This window comes from Methylophaga sp. (assembly GCF_009711715.1).
In the GTDB taxonomy this organism is placed as follows: Bacteria; Pseudomonadota; Gammaproteobacteria; order Nitrosococcales; family Methylophagaceae; genus Methylophaga.
The window spans coordinates 13,872-40,528 of sequence record NZ_VENF01000001.1 but is presented as its reverse complement, the minus strand read 5'-3'; the positions used below and the strand labels follow the sequence as shown (position 1 = coordinate 40,528).

The following is a 26,657-nucleotide window of genomic DNA, read 5'->3' as shown; positions in this document are numbered from 1 at the left end:
AACGCTAAAACCTGTCTGAATGCTTAATTATCTTGGAAACTCAACCGGACCCGGAATCTCGCCGCTCAGGGTCTGGCTGACAATCGACTCCGCCTCTTTCTGACCACGCGCCAGCGCTTCCTCCTGGGTCATGCCGGGTTTAAACGGTTCTGCTGCCGGATGTGCCACATCACCGCGCTTGAGGTAGAGCGTCTGGGTCGGGAAGGCAAACTCAACTTCCAGCTGTTTCGCCAGGCGCAGGATATCCAGCAGGAAACGGTGCCGCTCGCGCAATTCGGTGCTCCAGTCCGGAGTCGCCCAAAATACATAAACCAGAATACTCAGCGACGCCGCACCATATTCATTGAAATAAACCTGGTAATAATCCTTACGCATGTAGGGATGAAGCTGAATGATCTTGCGGATCCCCTCGCAGAAGGCCTCAATTTTTTCCGGCGAGGTCCCATAGGTGACCGCAAGCACCTGTTTCATCCGGCGAAAGCGTCGTGCTCCCATATTATCGATCTTGGTGGTGGTTAGAATCGAATTGGGCATGGTCACCAGCGAATTGTAGAAAGTCCTGATGCGGGTACTACGAAAACCGACCTGCTCTACCGTGCCTTCAATATCACCGATCACCACCCAGTCGCCGATGCTGAACGGACGATCCAAAAGCACCGTTACAGAACCGAAAAAGTTACCCAGAAGATCCTTGGCTGCCAGGGCAAAGGCCAGGCCACCCAGGCCCAGACCGGCCAGCAGGCTGGTAACATCAATATTGAGGTTATCCGCTGCAAACACGATACCGATAACCACGACAAAAACTTTAAGACTCTTGCTGACCATCGGCACCAGCAGGTCATCAAATTTGTTATGGGTTTTCAGGGCCCTGCCGGTCCACATGGCATCAAAAATATCAACGATCCGGAAAGCACTCCAGATGCCGGACAGCGAAACCAGTAATTTAACGGCGACCAGCAAAATCACTAACGCGGTGTCCGGCAGGCCCAGCATATTAAGGCCTGACCACCACATCAGCGCCATCGCCATCAGCCCCAGTGGCCGCAACACATTACTGTCCAGCCCCTCAAAGGCGGGACGATTTTTCTGCCAGCGGCTGACATTGATCTTCAGCACCCAGGCAAGCACTTTATCGGCGATCGAACCGATGACAATAATCAGAAACAGACCAATCCATTGCCAGTATTCGAGCAGAAAACCCTGTTTAAGCACGGCCGGCATCTGAGAACGCAATTGCACACTGGTGGGCAAAGAGACGGTGTTTTCTTCACCTTCGGCGAATGTCTGCTGCTGAGTCAGCGCATCAAAAATCGCCGGAATCCGCGCTACCGTTTTACTGCTGAACAACCAGTTATTCTGATCATTAACTCGCAATACGACATTACCGGCTTCAGTGCGTAATAAGGTGTATTGCTCAAGCTGGGTATTAACCGGAATTGCCTCAAGCTTGGGGATCTCAGCAAGCTGAATCACGCTGAATAATAATCTGGCTGTCTGCTGACCACGCTCATCCTGAATCAGTGGGCTGACTTTGGATAAGTCCAGCGTGGCGATGGCTTTATCCATCGCATCATCGTCCCCCGTCGCCACCCTGCTCATGGCATTGATAAACTGCTTTACCGTGGCCTGCGGGCTGGGAAGGTTCGGTTCAGCTTTGCTTGTTTCGGTCTGACTCTCGGGGTTAGCTGACTGCTGGCCGGTAACAGCAGCGCCCGGATAAACACCTGCCTGCGCCGCATAGCTCAATACAAACAGGAGCAGAAATGTCCACTGTTTCATGCCAGGTTCAGCTCCATTTCCGGATCCGGTGAATAGCCGGCAATGGTGTCTACCGCCTGCTTCCACTCGCCGCTGGCCAGCAGTTGTTCCCGCGGCATGGCATGACGACCATGCAGACGCACCAGTCTGGCATGTCTGAGCGGATCCGGTTTGATTTTGAGCCCGTCAATGACCTCGACTACGCTGCCCGGATTATTGCAGACCAGCACCATATCACAGCCGGCCTCCAGCGCGGCCTCTGCCCGCTCCAGCGGACCACCGACAATGGCAGCGCCTTCCATACTCAAATCATCACTCAAAATCGCGCCCTGAAATCCCAGCCGCTCCCGCAATATCTCCTGCAGCCAGAAACGGGAAAATCCGGCAGGACGGTCGTCATGTTGCTCGTAGACGATATGTGCCGGCATGATGCCGGCCAGTTCTTTCTGGCAAAGCTGAGCGAAGGGCAGAATATCGGCCTGTAGCATATCCTCAAGATAGCGGTTATCCACCGGCAGCCCCAGATGAGAATCCACTTCCACCGCGCCATGCCCCGGGAAGTGTTTACCGACCGCTGACATCCAGGCCCTGCGCATGCCGTGGATATAAGCGCGGGCAATCTCAATCACTGATTTCGGATCACGATGGAAAGCCCGGTCGCCAATTACCTCACTGACGCCGTAATCCAGATCCAGAACGGGGGCAAAACTGAAATCGACGCCGACTGAACGAAGCTCGGCCGCCATCAGCCAGCCGGTCTGCTCCGCGCGCTCCCGGGTCAGTTGTGGGTGCTGATGAAACGCTTTGCCAATGGAAGCCACTGGCGGCAGACGGGTAAAGCCCTTGCGGAAACGCTGCACGCGTCCCCCTTCGTGATCAACCGAAATCAGCAGATGCGGTTTCCTGAGGGCGTGAACCTCACTGCACAGTTGTTCTATCTGGCGGGCATCTTCAAAGTTGCGGCTGAACAGAATCACACCGCCAACCAGCGGATGTTGCAGAATCTCTTTCTCTTCCTGACTCAGCGTAGTGCCGAGCAGATCGACCATCAACGGCCCTAGCGTCATAATTCTTGAACCCTATTCATCAATCCGGACTTTCAACCCCGGTTTAACCCGGTCGAATAAAGTCAGCAGATCCTGATTGTGCATGCGGATACAGCCATGGGAGAGAGGCTGCCCCATCGGCGCCGAATCCGGACAGCCGTGGATGTATATATAACGGCGCATTGTATCAACATTTCCCAGTCGGTTTTTGCCGATTTCCAGACCACTCAGCCACAGAATACGGGTCAGAATCCAGTCCCGCTCAGGAAAGTCCTTTGCCAGTTTGGGGTTATAGATTTCTCCGGTGGGCCGTCTGCCGACAAAGACTGAATTTAATGGCTGGCCCTGCCCTATGCGGGCGCGGATCTGATGCCAGCCTCGCGGCGTGCAACCACTGCCGTTGGCCTCACCTGCTCCGTTCAACGCGGTGGAAACTGGTGCCGAGAACACACAGTTATCATCCTGCCAGAGACGACAATGTTGTTCAGGAAGAGAAATTTCCAGCCATTCACGGGGTAAAATCTGACTCATCAGCGACCCATTTTTAATACTTTTATCCGCCCAAGATAGCAAAGCCGACGGCCTATTGCGACTGCGCCGGGGCTATTGCCGATAGGCCCGATATACGCCCCAGCCAGTGTAGAGCCGCGCCATCACAAGCACAGCGCAACACAACAGCGCCAGGTATAGAAACAGATTGACTCTGGACTGTTTGGGTAAGCGCTCTTCAACAATCAGCGGCTGGTATTGCTGGCGATGGATTTCATCAATCGCCGCTGCAAATTCTTTTAAGGAACCGGCCTCAAAGGCCTGGTATGGCGTGTTCAGACTTTTGAAAAAAGTGTGTAATTTTCGTTCCGGCATATCCAGCCACAGCAGATTGTCATCTTCCTGCTCATCGAGCGTCATGCCCCTGACCGTACGAAGATAGATCCAGTAGAGATTGATACGCATGTCAGCCAATCTTCGCTGTAACTGAGTTTTTTCATCGGCATCGAGAATCTCACCCCCGTCTGAAATCAACAGGATATTGCGTGAACCGCGATAGGGTTCGCCTTCGAACAGGCTGGCCGCCTTGCTCAGCGCCTGAAAAATATCGGTTTTGGACAAGCCCTTGCCCAGCCCGCCGGCCGCTATCGTTGCAAGAATGGCATCGCGGTTATAACTCAAAGGCAGGATCTCGGTCGCCCGGGTACTGAATAATATGTAGCCAAAACGGTCATCAGGCCGGCGTTTGACGAACTCGAGCAGATAATCGCCCGAAACCGTGCGCTTACTGCGGGTGGAAAAAGCTTCTATCGGTAAGGTGTTGCGCGGCGGCCGGGCAAAAATATCATCCATACTGCGGCTGCGATCGAGCGCAATCACAAACTCGGCTCCCTGCCGGCTGCGTTCCACCAAGCGTTCCGGAATAAAAGGACCCGCCAGCGCCAGCAACAAGGCGGCAATAGCGAGCGATGAAAGGCTTTTTAACAGCAGTGTCAGGAACTGGGAAAGACGGTCGTGTGGCAACATGGCCTGCCAGGCAACCGTCTTTTCGGTGTTGTGACTGAACCACGGCAACAGCGCCAGTGGCAGCAGCCACAGCAATATGGGCAGTTCCCAGCTCAGCATTAGTCAACAACCTGCCGGGACAGTCTGGTGCGGTTCCTGTGCAGCATGGACAGCTCCCGCTATGATGGGCTGTTATTGGCTAGTCATCGGTTCGGATAAACCAGCCGTAAGGTAAATAAACCAGCAAGATCAGGGCCAGTGCGATACCTGCAAACCAGGCATAAAGATCGTAGTCAATAGTCTGTGGCCGGGTTTCCGATACCTTGCTGATGACATCAACCAGCTTGCCCGGCTTGGTCGGTGAGGACACAAATTCAAAGCCTACCCGATCTGCCAATGTCCGCAGATGCGATTTTTTCTGCGAAGAAAGATGTTCAGTACGCGCCTGCGGCACATTCATGTTGGTATCTGCCCGAAGCGAGGCATAGACGTCCTGATGCATCACATCATTCACATCCCAGAAACCTTCGATTTCACCTTCCTCATTGGTTTTGGGGATCGGCAGTAAATCTTCACCACCTACGCCAACGATGACACCATGGATTTCGCCCGGTTTACCATCAAACCGTGGGAACAACGACTCGTTTATCGGTGGCGATTCATGACCGTCAGTCACAAACACGATGGTCGGTTCGGGCTCAATTTCCTTAGCCTGTCGAATGGCGGTATAAACTGCTTTCGACACTTCACTGGAACGGGCCCAGGCCATATGTGGATCAAACTTATTCAACATCTGGGTCAAATCATGATAACTGGCGCAGACCTCGACCGGGTTCATCAGAATCAGACTTCTGGCTTCACTGAAAATAGCAAGGCCGGCATGCGCCCCACAGGGCATATCCAGAAACGCGCGTCGCGTGAACTCCTTGGCCCAGGTCAGTCTGCTGACCTTATCGCCATTCAGCGTGGCGTCCTCGACATTCATGCTGTCAGTGATATCGATCACAAACAGCGCGTCCATGATTTTGACATCACGCTTAATATGCGGCATCCATAAAGCCGCCATCACCAGAATCAGCGCCACTGTCATGATGATGGCAGTCAACGTAATCCTTTTCTGATAGCTCAGCCTCATGGCAGATCAACCTTGAATGCCTTACTCTCAATCGAGCGCTGGCTGCTGATCACATTTTTTTCGAAATCCTCAGTATTGGCCGGATCTTCCGGTACCACCCGCAGTGCGATTTCAAGATTGTAACGGGCATTCCACATTTGCGGATCCAGCGCCAGTGCACTGCGATAATCCTGTTTGGCCAGTTCAATCAGCGGAATCTGTCTACCATCAGAACTGGTCAGTTTCAGTGCCTCGCGCAGATTGATATTGCCGCGGTTGAAGTACGCTAGCGGTAATAATCCGGCATCCGCCTCCCCCAACACCTGGGTCAATTGTTCCAGGGCCTCATTGGTTTTTTGCTTACGCTCAAGCATATTGGCATGCGCAAAGCGGGCCCGCGGGTCATCAGGTATGGTTTCAAAAGCTTCCGGATCGCTGATATAGGCGTTCACCTGTTGCGCCTGCCACAAACGTCCAGCCGTGATGACGGCCAGCAAAGCACTGCCGATAATCAGCAGAATCAACAGCCAGCGTGCTAAAACAAGTGTTTTATTCATGGGCTTTTCTTACTCCCCAGAAGGTGTATAGATGAGATGCTGCCAGCAACAGAACCGCTAATAAGGCGAGCCATAACAAGGCATCCGTTTTTGGCTCATGCGGCAGCGTTTCCTCGACAATCAGAGTCTGATAATGCTGGCGATCAATTTCTGCCAGCGCCTCGGCAAAGGCTTCCAATGATCCGGCTTCAAAAGCCCGGTAAGGCACGCCGATGGATTTGAAGAAGTTATGCAGTTTGCGCTCGGGAATATCGACCCAGAGCAGACTGTCCTCATCCGACTCTTCCAGTGTCATTGCCTGATTGGACTTAAGGTAAATCCAGTAAATGCTGAGGTTCATCTCTTTATAAAGACGGCTTATCTGTTCTTTTGCCTCTTCAGACAACAACTGTCCACCATCAGAGACCAGCAACACAATCCGCGAGCCGCGATAAGCCTGGCCTTCAAACATTTCGGCGCTGCTGAGCAGGGCTTCTGCCATATTAGTATCAGACAGACCTTTGCCAAGGGAGTTGGCATTGATCGTCGCCAGAACGACCTCTTTGTCATAGGTCAGTGGCAGCAGGTTGACCGACTTGGTACTGAAAAACACAAAACCGAAACGGTCATCTGGCCGGTTTCTGACAAACTCAGTCAGGTAATCCCGCGCGACATTACGTTTGGAGTTGTCACCGCCGACACTGACTGCAGCTGCCTGATGTTTGACCGCAAACGGGTCGTCCATGCTGCGGCTGCGATCAAGAAGCAGCACAATCTCTGCGCCCTCGCCGATTCGCTCCACTTTCTGCTCGGGCTGGCTGGGCCCCGCCAGAGCCAGCACCAGCGCCGCAATGACCAGGGTGGACAGGACTTTAAGACCGATATTGAAAAAGCGTGATAAAGGATCCACCGGTACCAGGTTGACCCAGGCCACGGTCTTATCCAGGTTGTGGTTAAACCACGGCAACAGCGCCAGCGGCAGCAGCAGTAAAAAGCCGGGATTAAACCATTCAAGACCAAACAGGTTCATGCCAGGCGCTCCCGCTCCCGGCAGGCTTTGGCAAGCTTCAGGATCTCCTCGAAGTCTTTCTGCTCAGCAGCTGAAGGACTGAAATAATGTGCTGCCGATGCATGGTAAAAGCTTTCTATGTCAGCCTTCAGCGCTTCCAGCCAGGGACATTGCTGCCAGAGCTTGTCCAGTTCGCTGTTAATCACAACCCGTCCGGCACAACGGTTGAAGGCATGGTGCAGGCTGCGGCTGGCCGCATCAGCATCTTTGCGTCCCAGCAGACGCATTTTGTTGAGTTCAAACATCGCCGTAGCAAAAGGCAAACGATGGCGAGGGCGCAGACCGAAATGCCAGAACAGCCAGATCAAACTGCTCAGCAACAGCACAGTCAGTGTGGTCCACAGCTGCCACACCAGTGTGGTCTGCTCAGTGGGTAAAAGTCGCATATCTCCACGTGGAATGACGCTGGTACCCCCTTCTCCATCACTGCTTTGTTCCATAAAAGAACCAATCTGCATGGGTGCTGACGGTATGGTGATGAACTCACCGTCTTTGGTTCTTAATTCCAGTTCCGGTGTGGCTACTTCGCGGTTTTCCGCCGGCACGTTAATCACTTGATAGTGCAGTATCAGGCGATTGTCCTGCTGTTCGGTGTCATGCAGATAAAGCCACGGGCCATAGCGCTTTTCATGTTGCGGCAGAGACTGAGAGTCCAGCTCTGTAACTGACACAGGCAGGTCTACAGTCGCTGTCAACATATCACCAACCAACAGGCCCCAACTCCGATCCAGTTCAATCGAGGTGTCTATCGCCTGTGCCTGCAGAGAATACAGAAACAGGACTAATACAAAGCAATTACGCATATCTGCATTCCTAAGCTCTTTTCATGCCGTGAAAATATTCGGTCAACTGCTGTGGCGTGATATCACCATCTACAAACAGGGGTCTGATGCGATAGCGCATAAAACACTCGGTTAACCGGGAAAAATGATCATCCATCTGCTGCTGCCAGCGCTTTTTCATACCGGGACGCATCCAGACACTGTGGCGCTGGCCGGTCTCGGCATCTCGGGTTTCCGCCCAGCCGGCATGTGACGGGAAATGGTCCACATCATCATGGCGCCAGATAATGGGAATCACCGTGTATTGTGATAGCTTTCGCAGACTGCGTTCCACCAGATCCAGATCAAAACAAAAGTCAGAAGCCAGAAATACCATTGCCCGCTTGTTGTTGACCAGATCGGCGGTATGGAACAAACCATCGGCACCGGGTGCTGAAGGAGCTGCTGCAGTCAGCAGTTTCTCCGCTGCAAATGCCGGCATACTGCGCTGTGTGGTCGGCATAATGGTCAGGTCCTGACGCCAGATTGAATCAAACGCAGCCATCGCAAAGCGATCGCCCAAACCAATCGAGGAGTGGGCAATCATATGCGCCAGCCTGGCCAGGCGTTCATGGTTCACACTAGCTACTGACATCGATTTACTGACATCGGCCAGCAACCAGAGTGTAATCGATGCCCGCTGCTGATAACGCTTGACCAGCCAGCGCTGTTGCTGCGGGCTGATATCCGCAGCCTGACTGCGGATACTGGCGCGGATATCCAGGCGGCGTGGATCCGGATAATCAAACAGGTCGGCAAAGCCAGCGAATCGATCACCGCTGCCCAGCGCAGTGCCGCTATGGGCACCGGGCACATGACCGAAGATCTTGTCCGGAAAACGGTAGCTGAATTCCTGCGGCTGCAGGTCTCGTAAATCCATAATGATCAGGGCGTGGCAATATGGTCACGCAGGGCGCGAACAAATTGCGGCATGATCTGTTCACGACGACCTTCATAGACCGGCGACAGGAAGACCCGGTGTGTCATCGAAGGCAGAAGTACGGTATGAATATCATCCGGCAGCACATGATCGCGGCCATCCAGCCAGGCACTGACCTTGGCCGCACGCACCATGGCTGACATACCCCGGACACTGGCACCGGCGACGACCAGATCCTCGACATAGATGTCTTCCAGTTCAATGCCCATTTCAGCCGGTTTCCAGCTGGCATCCCACAGGCGCACCACATAATTTTCGATTTCAGGAGACACAAAAATCGAACGCTGAATCTCACGATCCAGCTGATTCAGCTCACGATAGTCGAGTAACGGTTCACTGATATTGGCCAGAAGCTGATCCACATCATGGAAAGCCGGATCAAAAATCAGCCGGCGACGGATTTCATCCTCCTCCGGACGGCTGATATTGATTTCAAACAGGAAACGGTCGCGAGCAGCGGCACTCAGCTCGAAGGTCTCTTCTTTTTCCACCGCATTACGGTCAGCAAACACCACCATATGCGGGAAGCGGTATTCTTTACCGAAGGCTTCAACACTGCGTTCTGCCATCGCCCGCAGCAATAGGGACTGAACCTGCGGCCGGGCACGGTTGATTTCATTGAAGAAGAACACGGCCGTTTCTTCACCATGCCTAATCAGCGGACCGGGGTCGATGACCGGTTTGCCCTCAGCATTCACCCAGGCGCTGTAGAGTAGATCATTCGGCATCATATCGACACTACCTTCGATACGACCAAAAGCACCGCCTAATGCCTTGGAAAATGCCCGCAGCAGGGTTGTTTTACCGACACCGACACCCCCTTCCAGCAGCACGTGACCGCGGGCATGCAGCGCAATCAGAATAAGACGCACCGCCTGTTTTTGGCCGACAACGACATCATTAACGCCCTTCTCGAGTGCCAGCGCGTGATCACGCGCCGTTTGTAACAGCTGAGATTCAGCCATGTTCTCTCCCCTTAGCTATTTTTGTGTTTTTTGTGCCGGACTACTTTACCAAGCAAATTGAAGAAAAGTGAATCCAATCCAGACAAAACCTACTGTTGTGATTGCAAAACTGACCGCAGAAAAAATCTTCCAGATCATTTTGTCCCAGAATGCCATGTCAAACGCGGCAACGGTGAAAATGGTCGGATTGGTAAAACCGCCAATCGCGACAGCCCAGCATGCCAGAACCGGTAAGTCGATTCCGGCGCCTTTGGCAGCAGCATAGAACCCCAGACTGAACAAAGCCATCAAGGCATAATCCACATGGGCCCGAATCATGGTTTTATAGTCAATGATAAACGCATCCACCCCTGGCAGTGGGAACCACTTGGCAAAGGTCATCAGCCAGGCACTCAGAATAAGCGCCGCCATCATCGCTACAGCACCGATCAATAATATTTCCATGGTTCTCTCTCGTTTGTTTATTGTTGTTTGTTCTAACCTCCGCTATTAGAAATCGAGAGCACAATTGATGCATCAGATATCTGCCCTCAAACTACGGGCAAATTTCCCGAGCTGAATTTACGGCTTTTAAGCTGTCCCTTAACAGCCTAGACTTTAACTTCCTTTCAGCCCCGTGAAATACGCATGAATTTAAAAGCCCAGCTTCTGGTCCGGATACTGCTGATCGCTCTGGTATGTCTGATCGCCAGCGCCTGGTATGTGCTTTACCAGACTGACAAACAGGCTATTTTTGAAGCCAAACAAACCGCCAACCGGATAGAAAGACAAACCCGGCAACAGTTGTTACAGATGTTTCAGCGTTATGATTTTTCGCGAACATTTCCTGATGTCAATCAGTGGCGCGGCATCGGCGGCGTGCCTGGCTCCTGCACCCAGTTTCTATCTCGCACCCAGAGCCGTCAGCGTAGCCTGTGTAATGATATGCCGGATCTGGAAACCACCTATCCCAACTGGTTTGGCAGTCTTTATCAGCAGTTTTTTAACCCGGACTACGAAGTCAGGACACCAGTCAACTTCAACGCCTTGAGATACGGCACGGTGCTGGTGACACTGAATGTACAGATGGAAACCACCCGGGCATGGAATAATCTGCGTGCTGTTACCGGTGTATTGACCGTGACTTTCCTCGCCCTCTGCGTACTGATGTTCTGGACTCTCAACCGGATGCTACGTCCGGCCCACCGGATTGTGAATGGTCTGGAAAAAATGCGTGAGGGGGATCTGGATTACCGCCTTCCCAGCTTTGATATTGTCGAATGGCGCCGCACCAGCGAAGCCATTAACGCACTCGCCAGTAGCCAGCAACATACGCTGGCAGAGAATAAAAGGCTGGCACTGAAACTGATGAATGCCCAGGAAGAGGAACATCGTTATATTTCCCGCGAACTGCATGATGAATTTGGACAGTGTCTGGCCGGTATTAATGCGGTAACCGCATCAGTAGCGCAGACTGCCAGAAAAGACTGCCCGGCGGTGCTTGATGAGGTCCAGTCGATCAGCCATATCACTGCACATATGATGAAAGCCCTGCGAAATCTGTTGACGCGCCTCAGACCCACTGAGGTCGATGAACTCGGCCTCTGTGCCAGCCTGACGCAACTGGTCAAGAGTTGGAATCAGCGCAGCGGTAATCAGACACAGTATCTGCTTGATATCGATAAGAGTCTGGATAACCTGCCTGAGCCCTTACCGGTCAATATCTATCGTATCGTGCAGGAATGTCTGACCAATATCGCCAAGCACGCCAAAGCGGGGAAAGCCGAGATCAGTCTCAGGCGGATGACCGATCAGACGGTATTAATCAGTATCAGTGATGACGGTATCGCGCAGGCCGAGTCCTTTGAGAAGACGATGGGTATGGGCCTGCTCGGCATTCACGAGCGTGTCACCGCGCTGGATGGACGTCTCAGCTTGCAGGCACAGCGCTACGGCGGCTTGCTGGTCACCGTATCTCTGCCCATACATGAAGCGAACCAAGAGTTAATGCAAAATGAGTAAGACTGTCACAATCATGCTGGTCGACGATCATGCCATCGTCAGGGAAGGTTATCGCTCTTTGTTGCAGAAGCAGGCTGAGTTTGAGGTTATCTGTGAAGCCGGCGACGGTAACGAGGCATACAGCCAGTACAAACAGCATCAGCCTGATGTGGTGGTGATGGATATTTCTCTGCCGGGTCAAAGTGGTCTGAAAGCGATAGAACGAATTCGTCAGTATGATGCCAATGCACGGGTGCTGGTGTTCAGCATGCATCAGAATCCCAGTTTTGCACTGCAGGCGACCCGGGCCGGCGCCCTGGGTTACATCACCAAAAGCAGCGAACCGGAAGCCCTGATTCGCGCGATTCATCAGGTTGCACAGAATAAACACACCCTGAGTGCTGATATTGCACAGGCACTGGCGATGGAAAAACTGGGGCAGGAACAGTCGGCACTGGACGAACTGACCGTGAGGGAATTTGAGATTTTACGTTTACTGGTCGATGCCAAATCGAATCAGGCCATTGCCGATTTGCTCAATATCAGTCCCAAAACGGTGTCTAACTCGCATTACATCATCAAGAAAAAACTCGGTGTCAGCAGTGATATCGAGCTGACCCGCCTTGCAATAAAAATGAACCTCGTCAACCTGTTGGATCTGGTTGACGAGGCCCCGGGTTCAGAATAAAACCAGCAGCTTATCAGGCGGCGTTGGTTTTCTCTTCATCATCAAAATCACTGCGGATGATGTAATCAAAGGCACCCAGTGCAGCACGGGCGCCGTCACCCATCGCCATGATAATTTGCTTGTAGGGGATTGTGGTTACGTCACCCGCCGCAAAGACACCCGGCATTGAAGTCTGGCCGTGATTATCGATTTCGATTTCACCGTATTTGCTCAGTTTAATCGTGTCTTTCAGCCAGTCGGTATTCGGTACCAGACCAATCTGGATAAATACCGCATTCAGATCCAGCGTGTGTTTCTGCTCTGTCGCACGGTCGATGTAAACCAGGCCGTTTACCTTGCCCTCAGCACCGGTAATCTCGGTGGTCTGTGCACCGGTTACGATGGTCACGTTATCCAGCGAGAACAGTTTCTTCTGCAACACCGCATCGGCACGCAGTTCACCGTTGTACTCAATCAGCGTGACATGACCGACGATACCAGCAAGGTCAATTGCCGCTTCAACACCGGAGTTACCACCACCAATCACGGCAACCGGTTTGCCTTTGAACAGGGGACCGTCGCAGTGCGGGCAGTAAGCCACGCCATGACCCCGATATTCTTCCTCACCGGGTACACCTAATTGTTTCCAACGGGCACCTGTGGCCAGAATCACGGTTTTACTGCTCAGCGTCGCACCACTTTCCAACTCGACCTGGATCATGTTGTCTTTCTTGCTCAGCTTTTTGGCACGTTGCAGATTCATGACGTCAACTTCATATTCCTTGACGTGTTCTTCCAGGGCAGCGACCAGCTTCGGGCCTTCCGTTTCCTTGACCGAGATAAAGTTTTCTATCGCCATGGTGTCCATCACCTGACCACCAAAGCGCTCGGCCACGATACCGGTACGAATACCTTTACGGGCGGCATAGATCGACGCTGAAGCACCGGCAGGACCACCGCCGACAATTAGTACATCAAAATCTTCCTTGGCACTGATTTTCTCAGCCTCGCGCTTGACCGCACCTTTATCCAGTTTGGCAATGATTTCCGGCAGGCTCATACGGCCTTGACCGAAGCTCTTGTCGTTAAGATATATAGTCGGTACCGCCATGATCTGACGCTCATCGACTTCGTCCTGGAACAGCGCACCATCAATCATGGTGTGACTGATGTTCGGGTTGTGAATGGCCATAACGTTGAGCGCCTGGACCACTTCCGGACAATTCTGGCACGACAATGAAATATATGTCTCGAAGTGATATTCACCTTCCAGATTCTTGATCTGTTCGATGACTTCGTCTTCCAGTTTGGTTGGATGCCCGCCCGTGTGCAGCAATGCCAGCACCAGAGAAGTGAATTCGTGTCCCATCGGGATACCGGCAAAGCGGATTTTCTCTTCACCGTCTGGTTGTTTTATCTGGAATGAAGGCTTGCGGCTGTCGCTGTGAACGTCTTCAATGAAGCTCACCTGTGAAGACATATCTGCAATTTCCTGCAGCAACTCGCGCATTTCATTGGCTTTTGCACTGTCATCCAGCGCCGCAATCAACTCGACTGGGCGTTTGATGTTTTGCATGTAGCCTTTCAATTGTGCGGCGATGTTTGCATCCAACATGATAAATACCTGTAATCAGTTAACAATAAGTGGACTGTGCCCGGGCGCAATGCCCGGACAGAGTCTTTGGCAGGATGACCTGGTTTAGATTTTGCCGACCAGATCCAGTGATGGCGACAGTGTTTCTTCGCCTGGCTGCCATGAAGCCGGGCAAACTTCACCTTCGTGCGTGGCAACATATTGCGCTGCCTGAACTTTACGTACCAGATCTTTGGCACTGCGACCGATGCCCAGGTCGTTGACTTCGGCTGCTTTGATGATGCCGTCTGGATCGACGATGAAGGTACCACGCAGCGCAACACCGTCTTCTTCGATCATGACGTCAAAGTTACGGGTGATGCGGCCAGTTGGATCACCAATCATCGGGAACTTGATTTTTTTGATGGTTTCAGACGCATCGTGCCATGCTTTGTGAACGAAGTGAGTGTCAGTAGAAACAGAGTAGACTTCCACACCCATTTCTTTCAGTTGTTCGTAGTGATCAGCAACATCACCCAGTTCGGTTGGGCAAACAAAAGTAAAGTCAGCTGGGTAGAAAACGAATACAGCCCATTTACCTTTGACATCGTCGCTTGTTACATCAACGAATTCGCCATTGTGATAGGCGGTCGCTTTAAATGGTTTGATCTCTGTATTAATCAGTGATGACATTATTTAGCTCCTTTGTGGGTTATGTCGTAAATGACAGTGTGCATTGTAGTCGAGCCTGATAGATTGGTACAACGACTTAATTCAATTAATATGATTGACAAAAGCGATTATAAATAACCGGTAGAGAATCTTCGTTCAGAAACCGGTCATTCTGGAGCTTACAGGAACATTTCAGGCTGGCTGAAACAAAAAAGGCCCTTGAAACAATTCAAGGGCCTTTTTGATGAAATCACGATATTTTAGCGATTGCAAATATACATAGTGACTTCGAAGCCGAAACGCATGTCTGAATATTCTGGTTTAGTCCACATAATACAGTCCTCGTAGGGTTATTGCGTTACCAGTCATTCTGATAACTGTGGTGCAGTTTACCCTTCAGCATCCATCCGAACATCAGTGCTTTCCGCGATTGCGGTCAGGATTTTCCTTAAGCCTCAACCACTTGCCTACGTACAATTTCATCCAGCATGTTACCGATAGCCGAGGTCAGCAAATGCAGATCGTCGGTGTTGATAATGTACGGCGGCATAATGTAAATCATTGTTCTGAATGGCCGTATCCAAACGCCCTGCGCCACGATAAAGCCCGGCAACCAGTCCATACAGTCATCCAGCGGCCGGTTCAAATCGACGACCCCGATTGCGCCTTTAACCCTGACCTCATTGACAAGATCATGAGACTCATAGGGCGTGAGCTCGGCCTTGAGCTGCTGTTCAATCCGCGAGACCTGGCTTTGCCAATCTGACTCCAACAGCAAATCAATGCTCTCCGCAGCGACACGGCAGGCCAGAGGATTGCCCATGAATGTAGGCCCGTGCATCAGCACACCCTGACCATCAGCCGAAATACCCTCCGCCACTTTCCGGTTACATAGCGTCGCCGCCAGTGTCATATAGCCACCGGTCAGGGCCTTGCCCAGACACAGAATATCGGGAACGATGCCGGCCTGCTCGTATGCGAACAGGGTACCGGTACGGCCAAAGCCGGTCGCAATCTCATCAAAAATCAGTAATACACCGTATTCATCGCACAAAGCCCTGACCTGTCGCAGGTATTCTGGACAATACATCCGCATACCACCGGCGCCCTGCACCAGCGGCTCAAGAATAACGGCAGCCAGTTCATGATGATGTTCGCGGATTAAGCGTCTGAAGTCGGCAATGTGACTGTCGTTCCAATCCTCATCACGCTGGCAGGACGGTGCAGGCGCAAAAAGATGTTTGGGCAGGACCTGTTCAAACATAGAGTGCATGCCATTGACCGGGTCACAGACCGACATGGCCCCGAAGGTATCACCGTGATAACCATTACGAAGCGACATCAGTCGCTGCTTACGCGGTTGTCCCTGGGCAAACCAGTGTTGAATCGCCATTTTTATCGCTACTTCGACCGAGACGGAACCGGAATCAGCCAGAAAAACAAATTGCAGGCTCTCATCGGTAATATCGATAAGTTTACGGGCAAGATTCACTGCAGGTTCATGGGTCAGGCCACCGAACATCACGTGTGACATCTTATCCAACTGTGATTTGGCAGCCTGATTCAGGCGTGGATGGTTATAGCCGTGGATAGTCGACCACCATGAGGACATGCCATCAACAATTTCACGTCCGTCACTTAAGGTCAGCCTCACGCCGTCAGCAGACACCACTTCGTGCAGCAGCGGCGGATGGGCCACACTGGTGTAGGGATGCCAGATATGAGCGGCATCAAACTCAAGGTTCGCTGTTTTTTCCATGCGCAGATCATAGCAGCAGAGGCAAGCAGGCCCCAATTTTTAGAAACTTGGCTTATCTCTACGGCCTGCTATAAGCTAGGGTCAGGATAGCAACCTAAGGCATCATCCATGGGCCAAGAAATTGCGGGCGTCAGCTTCACAGCGAGAGATTTCGAGCGTTTCAGTGAGCACCTTCGAGATGAGACTTCACGCTTGCAACATCTGCTCAGCGATGCACTGCGGTTACATGAAACGCGCTATGCCGGAATCGAACTCGAAGCCTGGCTGGTGGATAAAGCAATGCGACCCGCCCCGCTTAACGATGCTTTCCTGAAATTGCTCAATGATCCCCTGGCCAATGCCGAACTGGCCAAGTTCAATATCGAATTCAACACCGAACCGGTACCTTTGACCGGTGATGCGATCAGCCAGTTACATCGCCAGCTGCAAAACGCCTGGTCCAATGCAAGCCAGCAGGCGCAGCGGCTGGAAGGTGAACTGCTGATGATAGGCATTCTGCCTACCCTGGCACAGGATGATCTGAATGTGCTGAACATGTCGGATATGAATCGCTATCGCGCACTCAATGAACAGATCCTGGCTGCCCGCGGTAAACCGGTAAAACTGGATATCAGCGGCGAGGACCATCTCAAACTGACGCATCACGATGTCATGCTGGAGTCCGCTGCCACCTCTCTGCAGCTACACACTCAGGTGCCGGTCAATGTAGCACATCACTTCTATAATGCCTCTTTGATGGCTTCGGCACCGATGGTCGCCGTCTGTGCCAACTCCCCTTTTCTCTTTGGTCACAGTCTGTGGCAGGAAACCCGGATCCCACTATTCGAACAGGCGATTGAAGCCGGTGGTTTCGCCGGTGCGGCGCACGGCCCGGTTAAACGTGTCAGTTTCGGCAGTGATTATGCCCGCCATTCCATTTTCGAATGCTTTGAAGAAAACCTGGCCCATTATCCTGTTCTGCTACCCGTTGATCTGGGAGAAGCCAGTGACAAGCTGGAACACCTGCGTTTACACAATGGCACCATCTGGCGCTGGAACCGGCCACTCATCGGTTTTAACGGGGGCAAACCCCATATCCGTATAGAACACCGGGTGCCGGCTGCCGGACCCACAGTAGCCGACATGCTGGCTAACGCGGCATTTTATTATGGACTCAGTCATGCGCTGTGTGACCGGATTATCGCCTATGGCACGGAACTGGCGTTCAGCGATGCGCGGGATAATTTTTACAAGGCCGCACGCTATGGTCTGAACACTGCGATAGTCGACTTTGAGGGCACGCATCAGCCATTACAGCAGTTTATACTCGAGACCTGTCTGCCACTGGCAGCACAGGGCCTGGACAAGCTGGGTATCAAAACTGCGGACCGCGATAAATACCTCGGGATCATTGCCGAAAGAGTTGAACGGCAGCAAACAGGCAGTGACTGGCAACAGGCTTTTATTGCTGAATATGGTAAAGATTTTGGCAGGATGAGCAGGTATTACCTGCATCATCAGCAACAAGGCGAGGTGGTGAGCCGATGGCCGATTTGAAACAAGACTTACTGCAACAGCTCGATAGTATTCCAGCGGGTCTGCTGGACAGCGATGCCAGGGATTTGCATAAAGTGCTCTCCGGGCCGACTCTGCTTCATCTGAAGGGCAAGCAGAACAATACCCTATTCCTCTCAGTCATGCTGCATGGCAACGAAACCACCGGTTTACTGGCCGTGCAACAACTGCTGAAAAAATATCAGTCCCGTCTGCTTCCGCGTAACCTGTCTGTTTTCTTTGGTAATGTTGAAGCAGCAAGAGACGGACTACGTCGACGAGATGATCAGGCTGATTTCAATCGCATATGGCCCGGCACTGAGTATGCCCCCTGTGCGGAAACCCGGATGGCAGAAACCATCGTCAATACCATGGCTGATCATAATCTGTTTGCCAGCGTGGACATTCACAACAACACGGGTCTCAACCCCCACTATGCCTGCATCAACAGACTGGAACCGGCTTATCAGCAACTGGCGACGCTGTTTGCCCGCTTTGTCGTCTATTTCACCCGCCCCAAAGGCGTGCAGTCGATGGCTTTCGCCCAACTCTGTCCGGCCGTGACCCTGGAGTGCGGCCGCCCGGATCAGACATACGGGGTCAAACACGCTTATGATTTTATTGATAGTTGCCTGAATCTCAGTGAACTGCCTGATCACCCGGTCCACCCGCAGGATATCGATCTATTTCATACTGTCGCTCAGGTCAAAGTACGCCCTGACGTCGCTTTCAGTTTTGATGACAGTGATGTGGTACTGCAGTTGGATCGGGATCTGGAAAAGATGAATTTCTTTGAGGTTCCCGCCGGTACGGCTTTAGGGCGAGTTAACAGCAACAGCTTTTTACCGGTTGAAGCTTGGGATGAGAACGGCGATGACGTCAGTCACCGGTATTTTGAACTGCGCGATGACGAGTTGATGTTCAAACGACCAACCATGCCCTCCATGATGACGTTGAATGAGCGCGTCATCAAACAGGACTGTCTGTGTTATCTGATGGAGAGATTGCAGGGCTGAACGCCCTGCGATGAATTATTTGGTAACGCTGAAACTCTCGCCACAGCCACATTCCGAAGTGACGTTAGGGTTGATGAATTTAAAGCTCTGATTGAGTCCTTCCCGGACAAAGTCCAGTTCCATACCTTCCATCATCGGCATGGCTTCTTCATTGATAACCACTTTCACATCGCCCTGCTCGATAACAACATCATCGGCAGCGACTTGGTCTGCATAATCGAGGGCATAGCTGTAACCGGAACAGCCGCTTTTGACCACACCAATACGCAGGCCTACGCCGCCTTCGCGTTTGCTCATCATATCGCGGACTCGTTTAATGGCTGATTCAGTTAAGGTAATCATATTTCACCTGTTCAATAAATGACTGAAGCGATTTGCTTCTTTTTCCAGCACTTTGGCTAGCTCTTCAATTTCTTCGACACTATTTTGCATCGAAACACTCACCCGAATCGCTCCCAATGCAATCGGGTCGGGTACGCCCATGGCTGTCAGCACATGGCTGGGCGTTTGTCTGCCGGTACCGCAGGCAGATCCACTCGACACTGCAAACCCCTGCTTATCCAGTGCCATCAGCATGGTGTCTGAATCAAAGCCCTGTAAAGCAAAAAAGCAGGTATTAGGCAACCGGTCGGCCTCACCGGCAAAAATGGTGACGCCCGGGATCTGTTTCAAGTGCTGTTCCAGAAGATCCCGCAGCTTCCGGCAATGCTGCTGATAGTCTTCAAGATGCGACTGCACATACTCAGCGGCAGCACCGAAGCCGACAATCGCCGACACATTTTCAGTACCACTGCGTTTATCTTCTTCCTGACCACCGCCCAGAATATAACCTGGCCAGTCCAGTCCCGGAGAGACAATCAAGGCACCAACGCCTTTGGGGCCACCGAATTTATGTGCCGACAAGGTCAGCATATCAACGCCTGCCGCGGTCATATCCACCGGCAATTTACCGGCTGCCTGAACGGCATCGGTGAGCAGCGGTACACCTTTGCGGTGGCAGACAGAGGCCAATGCCGGTATGTCCTGAATCACCCCGGTTTCATTATTGGCCCACATAACCGAGACCAGTCGAGTGTTATCGTCAATCATCCCGGCCAGCGTCTCGGGATCAACATAACCATTTTTATCAACCGGGATCAGTGCCAGTTCAAAGCCATGACGCTGAAGCCGCCGAGCCGGTTCCAGCATTGCCGGGTGCTCAGTCGCACCGACCAGAATTTTACCGCTGTCATACAGTTCAGCCACACCGGCAATAGCCTGATTATTCGCCTCGGTCCCCCCACTGGTAAAAATTACCTGTGAAGGTTGCGCGTTGACCAGTCTGGCGACCTGCTGACGGGCTTTATCAAGGGCAGACTGGGCATAACGACCGAAGCGATGACTGCTTGACGGGTTGCCCTGCTGTTGCTGCAAATACGGCAACATAGCATCGAGCACATGCGGCGCCAGTCCCGCCCCGGCATTATTGTCGAGATAGGTGAATGACATCACTGAAACCTGCTCAGACGACGTCAAATTGAATGACTTTTTCGCCGCTACGTTTTTTTTCGTAATTAGTGACAACCTGGGCCAGTGTTATACCGTCCAGATAAACCCGGATCTGGTCACTCAGGCTCTGCCACAATTCATGACTCAGACACTGCTCTTCACCATGACAGTTCTGACGGCCTTCACACTGGGTGGTGTCGACTTTTTCATCAACTGCCGATATCACATCCAGCACAGTGATGTTATCGGCAGCACGGCTGAGGCGGTAACCGCCGCCCGGACCGCGCGAACTGCTGACCAATCCCTGTTTACGCAGGCGTGCAAACAATTGTTCAAGATAAGACAAAGAAATACCCTGGCGCTCGGAGATATCTGCCAGGGTAATTGCACCCACGCCGTAATTGAGGCTGAGGTCCAGCATCGCTGTGACTGCATAGCGCCCTTTGGTGGTCAAACGCATGTTTCAATCCAGAATAAAATCAATCTATTAAGTGTACATGCCTGACTATTTTAGTCAACTTTTGAATCATCATTTTCTTTAGAGATATCGCAGTTGTCTAGCTCAGGCATATCGACGTCTTCGGGCAATTCGCCGCCCAGACGATGAATCGTTTCACGCAGCGATTCAACCCGCTTATCCATGGCCTGAATATGTTCAATCAGACCATGAATGGCCGTGGCGACCGGATCCTGGCTTTTACTGGAAGTGCCGTAGGCATCAAAGCCCACTGATTGCGCCAGTTTCTGCTGCTGTCTTTCATCCTCGGTCATCTCGGCTTTGGCTCTGACAATCCGCCCCGGTACGCCGACCACAGTCTCACCTTCACCGACATCTTTCACTACGACGGCATTGGAACCGACACGGGCACCATTATGCAATTTGATCGGTCCGAGCACCTTGGCTCCGGCACCGACGACCACATCATTGCCCAGCGTGGGATGACGCTTGCCCTCTTTCCAGGAGGTTCCGCCCAGCGTAACGCCATGATACAGCGTGCAATCATCACCGATTTCCGCCGTTTCACCAATCACCACCCCCATACCGTGGTCAATGAAAAAGCGACGGCCGATTTTGGCACCGGGATGAATCTCAATCCCGGTGACCCAACGGGCAAGGGTCGAGATGAACTTCGCCAGCCATTTCCAGTTTTTCTGCCACAACCAGTGATTAAAGCGGTGCAACTGTACAGCATGGACACCGGGATAGGTGGTGACGATCTCGAATACATTACGCGCAGCCGGATCACGTTCAAAGACGCAGTTGATGTCTTCCTTGATTCGTTGCCAGCGGCTGATATGTTCACTCATCTGTTTTCCTCGCTTTGGTTTCAGCGGCGCGTAAGATCCCGTGCATGATATGCAGTTCATTGCGATCCAGGTCTGCACGATTGAATAAACGCCGGATGCGGCGCATCAGGTAACGCGGGTTGTCCGGATCCAAAAAACCGATAGTAGTCAGAGAACGCTCGAAATGCGCGTATAAATGTGACAAATCATCGGCTGTAATCGCTTCACGCTCCTCACCTATTCTGCCGAAATCAATCACAGGTTTAAAACTCATTCTCAATTCATAGGCAACAACCTGAACCGCAGCCGCCAGGTTAAGTGAGCTGTAGTCAGGGTTTGCCGGAATGTTAACGAGATACTGACAGCGATCCAGTTCATCGTTGGAAAGGCCGGAATGCTCTCGGCCGAACACGATGGCAATATGGGTATCGTCATCAAATTTTTCCAACTGCTCCACCGCCTGCCGGGGATTCATAACCGGCACATGCAGATGTCTCAAGCGGGCGCTGAGGGCGAAGGCATAATGACAACCGGACAACGCCGATTCCAGGCTATCGTGAACCACGGCTTTATGCAGCACATCATCGGCACCGGAGGCCCGGGTAGTTGCCTCCGCACTGGGATAAATCTTGGGAGAAACCAGGTGCAAATTACTGATGCCCATAGTTTTCATTGCTCTTGCCGCCGCGCCGATATTGCCCGGATGCGTTGTGCCCACCAGCACAAAGCGAATGTTTTCCAGTGAGGTCATCCCTTATTCCTTGTAATAAACATCGCATCGCCATAACTGAAAAAGCGGTAACGTTGCTCAATGGCATGCTGATAGGCGTTAAGAATATGTTCCCTGCCGGCAAAAGCAGATACCAGCATTAACAGGGTTGATTCGGACAGGTGAAAGTTGGTCACCATCGCATCAACACTTTTGAATTCGTAACCGGGGTAGATAAAGATATCGGTCTCGCCTTCGAAAGGCGCGATTTCACCATTTTGTGAAGCACTTTCCAGGGCCCGCACACTGGTGGTGCCTACCGCGACGACGCGGCCTCCCCTCTCTCTGGCAGCTTTGACCTGCTTACTGACCTGCTCGCTGACTTCAATGACCTCACTGTGCATCTGATGAGAACGGATATCATCAACCCGAACCGGCTGGAAGGTACCGGCCCCGACATGCAGGGTCAGGGCGGCGGTCTCAATCCCGGCCTGCTCGATACGCGCCAGCATCGCTTCATCAAAATGAAGTCCCGCTGTCGGGGCTGCGACCGCGCCGGTATTTTGCGCATAGACAGTCTGATAACGCTCCAGGTCATCCCTGCTCACTTCGCGTTCGATATAAGGTGGCAGGGGAAGCCGTCCGATGGCTTCCAGGGTCTCAACGACTGAGGTCGTGCCCAGAAACTTAAGTTCAAACAAGGCTTCATGACGCCCGAGCACTTCAACTTCCAGTTGCTCTTCAAGCAGAAGCTTACGTCCCGCAGCCGGCGATTTGCTGCTGCGAACATGCGCCAGTACCCGCTCATGATCCAGCACCCGCTCCACCAGCACTTCAACCTTACCACCACTGTCTTTCTGCCCCAGCAGGCGTGCCGGCATCACCCGGGTGTTGTTAAACACCAGTAAATCATCGGGTTCAAGCAAGGTCATTAAATCAGTAAATTGCAGATCCTGCAGACTGCCGTCATTACCATTCAATGCCAGCAGACGGCTGGCACTGCGCTGTTCGGACGGGTATTGGGCTATCAGTTCTTCTGGCAGGTCAAATCGAAAGTCGCTCGTTTTCATGAGCGCGATCATAGCAGAATGCGCCGGCTGGCTTGCGATCAAAATGCGATGTTAATGCAAAACTCGAGGATAAGTTAATGACTTGTCTGCTTATTTACAGCAACGTCATTGAAGCTGATAGTTTTAACTCAGGGAGACAGGCCCGTCAGCCGCTGCTGTATGATTTCTTCCTGTTCCAGCAACTGTTCGATCTGAGTGTCATCCAGACCCAGTACTTCCAGCGCAGCCAGATCCATTAGCGTCTCTCTATCATCCTCTGCTGCAATATCCAGCATGTACGTTGCAAAGCGGGAAGCCGCATGAACAGAGGCAGCGAGTTTGGCTGACTCACTATCGGCATCCAGTTGCTCATAGTGTTTGATCGACTCAACAACCTGGGCTGGCATGCCCCATCGGGTCACAACCAGCTCCGTCACCGGCTGGCTGTATTTATTCTCAAGCCGGTAAACCGTTTCCGGCATCAGACTGGTCCCCTGCTGTTTCGACAACTCCAGCATGGTTTGCAACACCGCCGGACGACCAATAGAGTGTAACAAGCCGGCAAGAAAAGCCGCTTCGGTATTGATACCGGCGGCTTTCGCAATTTCTTTAGACCAGAGTGATGTGGCAATGGCATGTTGCCAATTGAATTCAACATAGTCCTCGTAGCCTGGCGTGTTGAACAGCTTCGCACTCAACGCCGCCGTCAGGGCGATTTCGCTAATGACATTCATGCCAAGCCGGGCCACGGCCTGTTGCAGCGATACCAAGTTCGCCAGCGGGGTATAGGCAACTGAGTTGGCAATTCGCATGACATGACCGGCAAGTGACTGATCACGCTCGATAAGTTCAGCCATCTGCGCGGCACTGGCTTCCGGGTCGTGCGCCAAAGACAATGCCTGACCAGCTACTTCAGGCAGCATGGGGACTTCCACAAAACCTTCAAAAATGGCCTGCTGCAGAGACTCTTCGAGACTTTCTGCATTTGTCTGCTTTGTACCTAAATCTTTATCCATGAAACGACCTTACATTAAACCACTCCGGCAAATACTGAGTTTCGCTCGTCTCTGACTTCCCGGTCAAGCGATATAACCGTAAAAGGTGATTCAGGTCACAGGCATTAAATTAAGGCTTCACTTAGATGACCGTAATCGTTATAATTTGCGGCCTTGGTTGCCGGGGTGGCGGAATTGGTAGACGCGCCGGATTCAAAATCCGGTTTCTTCGGAAGTGTGGGTTCGATTCCCACCCTCGGTACCAAAATTCTCTATTTGTTGTTCTCTCAACATAATATCACCAAGTTATTGATATAGCAGGCATTAAGCAATTTCTCATCCATCTGAGAATGCTATCGTGCGGGGGTTTTTGAAGCTGTTTTGCTACAAAAACTGCTACATAAACTGCTACAAAGCGCCTATCTGTCCTTGATGCCACAAGGACAATTCATGATCACACGCAGGAATGGGATTTACTATTACCGTAAGGCCGTCCCACAACATCTTCGACATAGCATCGGCATGCGGGAGTTTATTGTTTCTCTCAAAACCAGAGATGGCTCAGAAGCTCTTCATCGTGCACAGATTATCAATGTATACTGCTCAGACTTGATTGCTAAGACGGAGTCCGGAGAGCTGGTTTTGAATAGTGGTAAAAAGTTGAATCTAGGTAAACTCTTAAACATCCAAACGACTTCAAGAGTCATTGAAAGGCCCGATGGCACTCGAGAGACAATAACATCTCGAGATGTTTCTCCTGACGACATCTTTGCTATGAAAAAAATCGGATTGGATGATCAGACAATCAGAGACATCATCACTAAGGCAGACATAAAAGAGACCATTAAACGTGCAATGACTGGTGCTGGCTTTGAATACGAAGATAATGATGATGACAAGTCAAGCGAGCCCACACTCGAAGAGGCCATAAAACAATTCACTGAGAGTTGGGAGCGAGAAGAAGGGAAAGAGTTTTGCACCAGAAAAATCACTCAATTTAACCGTCTATCCCAAATCGTGGGGCAAGATAAAAAAATTCGTGATATATCACGTCAAGATGCGATTGAAGTTCGTGACACCCTCGCCAGAATGCCCAAAAACTCAACCAAGTTCGCAAAACAATCAATTTCAGATGTCATTGCTACATTAGAGTCTAAAGAACCTGAATATGAACGCTTCACTGCCACCACTATCGAAAGGCATTTTGAAACATATCGAACGCTTTTTAATTGGGCAATCGATTCCGGATTGACAAATCCTCCCAACGCATTCGAGAAAGTAAAGATAGTTACAGGTGGACTTCGTGAAAGACTAATCGAGAAAGAACGGAAAGATAATGCTTCAAAAACGCCCTATTCAGACGAAGAACTCGATCGGATGTTCTCCACCGATTTTTTTACGAACTTTGGCTCGAAAACAGAGCATGAAGGAGTTAAATTCTGGCTGCCACTGATCGGTTTGTTGACTGGCAGTAGAATGTCCCAAATCGCCTCCTTGTATTGTGATGACATAAAAGAACAAGACGGCATTCCAATCATAGATTTTAACTTTGAGACTGATGATAAACTTGGGAAGACAGGCGATTCATTCAGGCCTGTTCCCATTCATCCATTATTGCTTAAACTGGGTATTCGGGAATACGCACAAAAAGTAAAGTCATATAAGATCTGCTCCGATTACAAGGATGCTAGTCGCCTGTTTCCAGAGTTGAGAACCTATGCTAGAGGCTCCTATGCACGCCGTGTTGAAGAATGGTTTAATAGGAATTATCTTTATTCTCTTGGAATCAGAGAAAGACATGACGGCAAAAGCTTTCATGCCTTTAGGAGCACGCTTCTGCGACTATTAAAGAAAGCTGGAGTCACAGATGAGTACACACGAAACTGCATCATAGGCTGGGCAAAAAATGAGGATGGTGCCAACAAAGTGACACGGGCACATTACGAAACATCCACATTAAAAGACATGTATGAAGCTCTAAGTGCTATAACACTGCCGGCATCTTTTGATGAAATACTTCCGTTTCCCATAGATAAAGAAATAGATTTCAGCAGAAAATATCGGAATCAGTGGAGCCAGAATTAAACCAGGCAAGCTGGGCTGAGCGTTATCCTTTTTTAGAAATAACATTATTGGGCTGTGACAAGGTTCAAGTGAGTTTCAAAGCACTGCAGTATTGAAACTCA

General features: G+C 51.5%; 27 protein-coding genes and 1 tRNA gene. 6 read left to right on the top strand and 22 right to left on the bottom strand.

Translation table 11 applies throughout. The annotated features are described in order from the left end of the window. Positions 1-27: 27 nt before the first annotated feature. The 11 genes from FH755_RS00195 to FH755_RS00145 all read right to left on the bottom strand — a co-directional run bounded on the left by FH755_RS00195 (position 28) and on the right by FH755_RS00145 (position 10,187). Positions 28-1,779: a mechanosensitive ion channel family protein gene (locus tag FH755_RS00195; protein ID WP_292437505.1), complete on the bottom strand. Its 1,752-nt coding sequence runs from the start codon at positions 1,777-1,779 to the stop codon at positions 28-30. After that, positions 1,776-2,825 (bottom strand): beta-N-acetylhexosaminidase, encoded by a 1,050-nt coding sequence (gene nagZ, locus FH755_RS00190; RefSeq protein ID WP_292437503.1) that lies wholly within the window; start codon positions 2,823-2,825, stop codon positions 1,776-1,778. Before nagZ ends, FH755_RS00195 begins: the two co-directional genes overlap by 4 nt. A gap of 12 nt (positions 2,826-2,837) precedes the next feature. Continuing rightward, positions 2,838-3,335, bottom strand: a complete 498-nt coding sequence (locus FH755_RS00185) for a L,D-transpeptidase (protein ID WP_292437501.1) — start codon at positions 3,333-3,335, stop codon at positions 2,838-2,840. 72 nt (positions 3,336-3,407) lie between these two features. Further along, complete coding sequence (locus FH755_RS00180; protein ID WP_292437500.1) at positions 3,408-4,418, bottom strand: vWA domain-containing protein; 1,011 nt, start codon at positions 4,416-4,418, stop codon at positions 3,408-3,410. Between the two features lie 79 nt (positions 4,419-4,497). After that, positions 4,498-5,433 carry a VWA domain-containing protein gene (locus FH755_RS00175; protein ID WP_292437497.1) on the bottom strand — a complete coding sequence of 312 codons (936 nt, stop codon included), beginning with the start codon at positions 5,431-5,433 and terminating at the stop codon, positions 4,498-4,500. Then, complete coding sequence (locus FH755_RS00170; protein ID WP_292437495.1) at positions 5,430-5,969, bottom strand: MxaK protein; 540 nt, start codon at positions 5,967-5,969, stop codon at positions 5,430-5,432. Before FH755_RS00170 ends, FH755_RS00175 begins: the two co-directional genes overlap by 4 nt. Next, positions 5,962-6,978 (bottom strand): vWA domain-containing protein, encoded by a 1,017-nt coding sequence (locus tag FH755_RS00165; protein ID WP_292437493.1) that lies wholly within the window; start codon positions 6,976-6,978, stop codon positions 5,962-5,964. The genes FH755_RS00170 and FH755_RS00165 overlap by 8 nt, the downstream gene beginning before the upstream one ends. Further along, a complete protein-coding gene (locus FH755_RS00160) occupies positions 6,975-7,820 on the bottom strand; it encodes a hypothetical protein (protein ID WP_292437491.1) in 846 nt (281 codons plus the stop codon). Before FH755_RS00160 ends, FH755_RS00165 begins: the two co-directional genes overlap by 4 nt. A 10-nt stretch (positions 7,821-7,830) precedes the next feature. After that, on the bottom strand, positions 7,831-8,718 hold the full coding sequence (locus FH755_RS00155; RefSeq protein WP_292437489.1) for an MxaS protein: 888 nt from the start codon (positions 8,716-8,718) through the stop codon (positions 7,831-7,833). Between the two features lie 5 nt (positions 8,719-8,723). Then, positions 8,724-9,743, bottom strand: coding sequence for a MoxR family ATPase (locus tag FH755_RS00150; RefSeq protein WP_292437487.1), 1,020 nt, complete (start codon positions 9,741-9,743; stop codon positions 8,724-8,726). Between the two features lie 45 nt (positions 9,744-9,788). After that, positions 9,789-10,187 (bottom strand): hypothetical protein, encoded by a 399-nt coding sequence (locus tag FH755_RS00145; RefSeq protein WP_292437484.1) that lies wholly within the window; start codon positions 10,185-10,187, stop codon positions 9,789-9,791. A gap of 183 nt (positions 10,188-10,370) precedes the next feature. Here FH755_RS00145 and FH755_RS00140 point away from each other — a divergent pair, with 183 nt between their 5' ends. Further along, positions 10,371-11,744: a histidine kinase gene (locus tag FH755_RS00140; RefSeq protein ID WP_292437482.1), complete on the top strand. Its 1,374-nt coding sequence runs from the start codon at positions 10,371-10,373 to the stop codon at positions 11,742-11,744. Beyond that, a complete protein-coding gene (locus FH755_RS00135) occupies positions 11,737-12,411 on the top strand; it encodes a response regulator transcription factor (RefSeq protein WP_292437480.1) in 675 nt (224 codons plus the stop codon). The genes FH755_RS00140 and FH755_RS00135 overlap by 8 nt, the downstream gene beginning before the upstream one ends. Positions 12,412-12,424: 13 nt before the next feature. Here FH755_RS00135 and ahpF read toward each other — a convergent pair whose 3' ends face one another. From ahpF to bioA, 4 genes are all read right to left on the bottom strand, one after another. Beyond that, entirely contained in the window at positions 12,425-14,005 is a 1,581-nt protein-coding gene (ahpF, locus tag FH755_RS00130; RefSeq protein ID WP_292437478.1) for an alkyl hydroperoxide reductase subunit F, read from the bottom strand. A gap of 84 nt (positions 14,006-14,089) precedes the next feature. Then, a complete protein-coding gene (gene ahpC / locus FH755_RS00125) occupies positions 14,090-14,656 on the bottom strand; it encodes an alkyl hydroperoxide reductase subunit C (protein ID WP_292437476.1) in 567 nt (188 codons plus the stop codon). 239 nt (positions 14,657-14,895) lie between these two features. Beyond that, positions 14,896-14,967, bottom strand: a complete 72-nt coding sequence (pqqA, locus tag FH755_RS00120; RefSeq protein WP_081443609.1) for a pyrroloquinoline quinone precursor peptide PqqA — start codon at positions 14,965-14,967, stop codon at positions 14,896-14,898. Between the two features lie 116 nt (positions 14,968-15,083). Then, on the bottom strand, positions 15,084-16,394 hold the full coding sequence (gene bioA / locus FH755_RS00115; protein WP_292437474.1) for an adenosylmethionine--8-amino-7-oxononanoate transaminase: 1,311 nt from the start codon (positions 16,392-16,394) through the stop codon (positions 15,084-15,086). A 108-nt stretch (positions 16,395-16,502) separates the two neighbouring features. Here bioA and FH755_RS00110 point away from each other — a divergent pair, with 108 nt between their 5' ends. Together FH755_RS00110 and FH755_RS00105 are read left to right on the top strand one after the other, a co-directional pair. Then, positions 16,503-17,930 (top strand): glutamate--cysteine ligase, encoded by a 1,428-nt coding sequence (locus FH755_RS00110; protein ID WP_292437472.1) that lies wholly within the window; start codon positions 16,503-16,505, stop codon positions 17,928-17,930. Beyond that, complete coding sequence (locus tag FH755_RS00105) at positions 17,918-18,943, top strand: M14 family metallopeptidase (protein ID WP_292437469.1); 1,026 nt, start codon at positions 17,918-17,920, stop codon at positions 18,941-18,943. The genes FH755_RS00110 and FH755_RS00105 overlap by 13 nt, the downstream gene beginning before the upstream one ends. A gap of 15 nt (positions 18,944-18,958) precedes the next feature. Here the strand turns inward: FH755_RS00105 and FH755_RS00100 are convergent, their stop codons facing one another. The 7 genes from FH755_RS00100 to FH755_RS00070 all read right to left on the bottom strand — a co-directional run bounded on the left by FH755_RS00100 (position 18,959) and on the right by FH755_RS00070 (position 24,492). Further along, the gene (locus FH755_RS00100; RefSeq protein WP_292437467.1) at positions 18,959-19,285 is read right to left on the bottom strand and encodes an iron-sulfur cluster assembly accessory protein; all 327 of its coding nucleotides are present in this window, start codon (positions 19,283-19,285) and stop codon (positions 18,959-18,961) included. A gap of 3 nt (positions 19,286-19,288) precedes the next feature. Continuing rightward, a complete protein-coding gene (locus FH755_RS00095; protein ID WP_292437884.1) occupies positions 19,289-20,431 on the bottom strand; it encodes a cysteine desulfurase family protein in 1,143 nt (380 codons plus the stop codon). Positions 20,432-20,444: 13 nt separating this feature from the next. After that, entirely contained in the window at positions 20,445-20,891 is a 447-nt protein-coding gene (locus FH755_RS00090) for an Rrf2 family transcriptional regulator (protein ID WP_292437465.1), read from the bottom strand. A 50-nt stretch (positions 20,892-20,941) separates the two neighbouring features. After that, a complete protein-coding gene (gene cysE / locus FH755_RS00085) occupies positions 20,942-21,739 on the bottom strand; it encodes a serine O-acetyltransferase (protein WP_292437463.1) in 798 nt (265 codons plus the stop codon). After that, positions 21,732-22,469, bottom strand: a complete 738-nt coding sequence (locus FH755_RS00080) for an RNA methyltransferase (protein ID WP_292437461.1) — start codon at positions 22,467-22,469, stop codon at positions 21,732-21,734. The genes cysE and FH755_RS00080 overlap by 8 nt, the downstream gene beginning before the upstream one ends. Continuing rightward, a complete protein-coding gene (gene queA / locus FH755_RS00075; RefSeq protein WP_292437459.1) occupies positions 22,466-23,497 on the bottom strand; it encodes a tRNA preQ1(34) S-adenosylmethionine ribosyltransferase-isomerase QueA in 1,032 nt (343 codons plus the stop codon). Before queA ends, FH755_RS00080 begins: the two co-directional genes overlap by 4 nt. Before the next feature lie 128 nt (positions 23,498-23,625). Then, complete coding sequence (locus tag FH755_RS00070; protein ID WP_292437457.1) at positions 23,626-24,492, bottom strand: HDOD domain-containing protein; 867 nt, start codon at positions 24,490-24,492, stop codon at positions 23,626-23,628. Positions 24,493-24,651: 159 nt separating this feature from the next. Between FH755_RS00070 and FH755_RS00065 the strand changes: the two genes are divergently transcribed. Continuing rightward, positions 24,652-24,736, top strand: a tRNA-Leu gene (locus FH755_RS00065). A gap of 167 nt (positions 24,737-24,903) precedes the next feature. Then, entirely contained in the window at positions 24,904-26,556 is a 1,653-nt protein-coding gene (locus FH755_RS00060) for a DUF6538 domain-containing protein (protein WP_366658633.1), read from the top strand. Positions 26,557-26,657: the final 101 nt, after the last annotated feature.